A 1,974-nucleotide genomic window follows, 5' to 3' on the forward strand; every position below is an offset into this window, starting at 1 on the left:
ACGACAGCGATGACGAAGACGACGACGACGAGGATTCCGGCTCCGGGAAGAAGTCGTCGGCCAAGAAGAGCGGCTCGAGCTCGGCGAAGAAGACCCCGGCCAAGAAGACGGCGGCGAAGAAGGCTCCCGCCAAGAAGTCTGCGGCAAAAAAGGAACCGGCGAAAAAGTCGACGGCCAAGAAATCAACTGCGAAAAAGTCGACGGCCAAGAAGACCACCGCCCGCAAGGCGCCCGCCAAGAAGTCCGCCTAGCCCCCACCGACAGCCGCGCGACCCAGAGTCATCCGCAGCGCTCCTCCCGGCGTGATGGCAACAATCAGGCTGAGCCTGCGGCGGCGCTGCGGAGTGGGAGTACCGAATGGTTGGTCAGCTCGAGAACGGTATCGCCGCTGGTGTCGGCGAGTTCGGCGGTTATGGTGACTTTCGCGTCACCGCGTTCGGGTCGTGGAGTCATTTCGTGCACTGTCAGGTGTCCGGTCAATGTGGTGTCCGGCCGCACCGGCCGACGGAACTGAATTTCGAAACTGCGTCCCACCCCTCCCGTGAAACGGGACCAGAAGGCGGGCACGGCCAAGCGCTGGTAGATCGCCAGGGTGTGTAGTCCACTGGCGATGACGCCACCGAGCGGGGTTGTCGCGGCCGCGGTCGGGTCGGTGTGGATGAACACCGGGTCCCACTGCCGTGCGTAGGTGACGATCTCCTCCTCGGTGATGGTGTAGCTCCCGAGTGGGATCAGTTGGCCGGGTTCGAGATCGTCTGCGTAGTGGATGTCGGTCATGTCGCCCTCCCACGAAGTCGGACTATCGGCGGTTCCGATCGTCCGGACTCCACTCTGAACTCAGCCGATTCGTGGCGTCGATTACCTGGGAGGTCATGGAACCGGGTCGTTCACTGGGACAGACTTGTCCCATGACGACGAACACCGGCACCGCTGCCTCCGTTTCTGTCGGCGCGCTGCTCCGGCAATGGCGCATGCATCGGCGAGTGAGCCAGCTCGAGTTGTCCAACGAGGCCGCCATCTCCACTCGTCACCTCAGTTTTGTGGAGACCGGGCGGTCCCAACCCAGCCGGGACATGGTGCTTCGGATTGCGGAGCACCTCGATGTCCCCTTGCGGGACCGCAATCAATTGTTGATGGCCGCCGGTTTCGCGCCGCGCTACTCCGAGAATGATCTGGCTTCTCCCGGAATGGCATCGGCTCGGACCGCGGTGCGCGAGATTCTCGCAGCCCACGAGCCGTACCCGGCCTTGGCGGTGGACCGGATGTGGAATGTGCTCGAGACCAACGGTGCGGTCGGTGTCCTCACCCAGGTCGTTTCCCCGGATCTGCTCGCCGAGCGACCACTGAACGCGCTGGGCATGACGCTGCATCCGGAGGGCATGGCACCTCACATCGCCAACCTCTCTCAGTGGCGCGCATTCGTGCTCGGCGGACTTCGTCGGAGTGCCCTGGCGTTCGCTGACACCGAGATGCTCTCGCTCCACGATGAGCTGGCCGCCTACCCCCACCACGGTTCCGACGACCGAGAGCCGACCGACACCGATGCGAATCCCGTGTATGTTCCGCTGCTCGTACAGGTCGGCGATGCGCGTCTGTCGTTCCTGGCGATGATGGCAACGTTCGGAACCGCTCTGGATGTCACCTTGTCCGAATTGGTCATTGAGACGTTCCTTCCCGCTGACGCCGCCACCGCCGCTTACCTGGCGCGTCACGGGGTATGAGCTGGAGCTCCCACTTCACGGGCTGGGAGATGACGTCGGCCAGATAGCGGCGGTAGTACCGGGCGGAGCGCTCGACGAATACCTCCATCGCGGCCTCGGCCGCGTCCGGATCACGGGAATTTGGAGCCGGAGAAGTACGAGGACGACTACCAGATCCAGCTCAAGGAGCTCATCGAGGCGAAGGCGGCCGGGGGAGAGGCGTTCACGGTCGAGGAACGCGAAGAGGCGTGTTAGGGACGTGCTTCGGATAGCA

3 protein-coding genes and 1 pseudogene are annotated in these 1,974 nt (G+C 63.8%); 3 read left to right on the top strand and 1 reads right to left on the bottom strand.

Annotation, left to right across the window (positions count from 1 at the left end; genetic code table 11):
- The coding region (locus G6021_RS17650; protein ID WP_241736618.1) for a hypothetical protein at window positions 1-251 on the top strand (251 nt) is incomplete at its 5' end.
- A gap of 64 nt (window positions 252-315) precedes the next feature.
- Here the strand turns inward: G6021_RS17650 and G6021_RS15865 are convergent.
- Window positions 316-777, bottom strand: a complete 462-nt coding sequence (locus G6021_RS15865; RefSeq protein ID WP_182641702.1) for a MaoC/PaaZ C-terminal domain-containing protein — start codon at window positions 775-777, stop codon at window positions 316-318.
- A 131-nt stretch (window positions 778-908) separates the two neighbouring features.
- Here G6021_RS15865 and G6021_RS15870 point away from each other — a divergent pair, with 131 nt between their 5' ends.
- Entirely contained in the window at window positions 909-1,721 is an 813-nt protein-coding gene (locus tag G6021_RS15870) for a helix-turn-helix transcriptional regulator (RefSeq protein ID WP_182641703.1), read from the top strand.
- Between the two features lie 126 nt (window positions 1,722-1,847).
- A pseudogene (locus G6021_RS15875) lies at window positions 1,848-1,940 on the top strand (Ku protein); the annotation flags it as partial.
- Window positions 1,941-1,974: the final 34 nt, after the last annotated feature.

Source organism: Dietzia sp. CW19 (assembly GCF_014145265.1).
Lineage (GTDB): Bacteria > Actinomycetota > Actinomycetes > Mycobacteriales > Mycobacteriaceae > Dietzia > Dietzia natronolimnaea.

Bases quoted from the DNA above. Each gene is read 5' to 3' on its own strand.
- G6021_RS15870 (WP_182641703.1), top strand. From the start codon at position 909: ATGACGACGAACACCGGCACCGCTGCCTCCGTTTCTGTCGGCGCGCTG.
- G6021_RS15865 (WP_182641702.1), bottom strand. From the start codon at position 777: ATGACCGACATCCACTACGCAGACGATCTCGAACCCGGCCAACTGATC.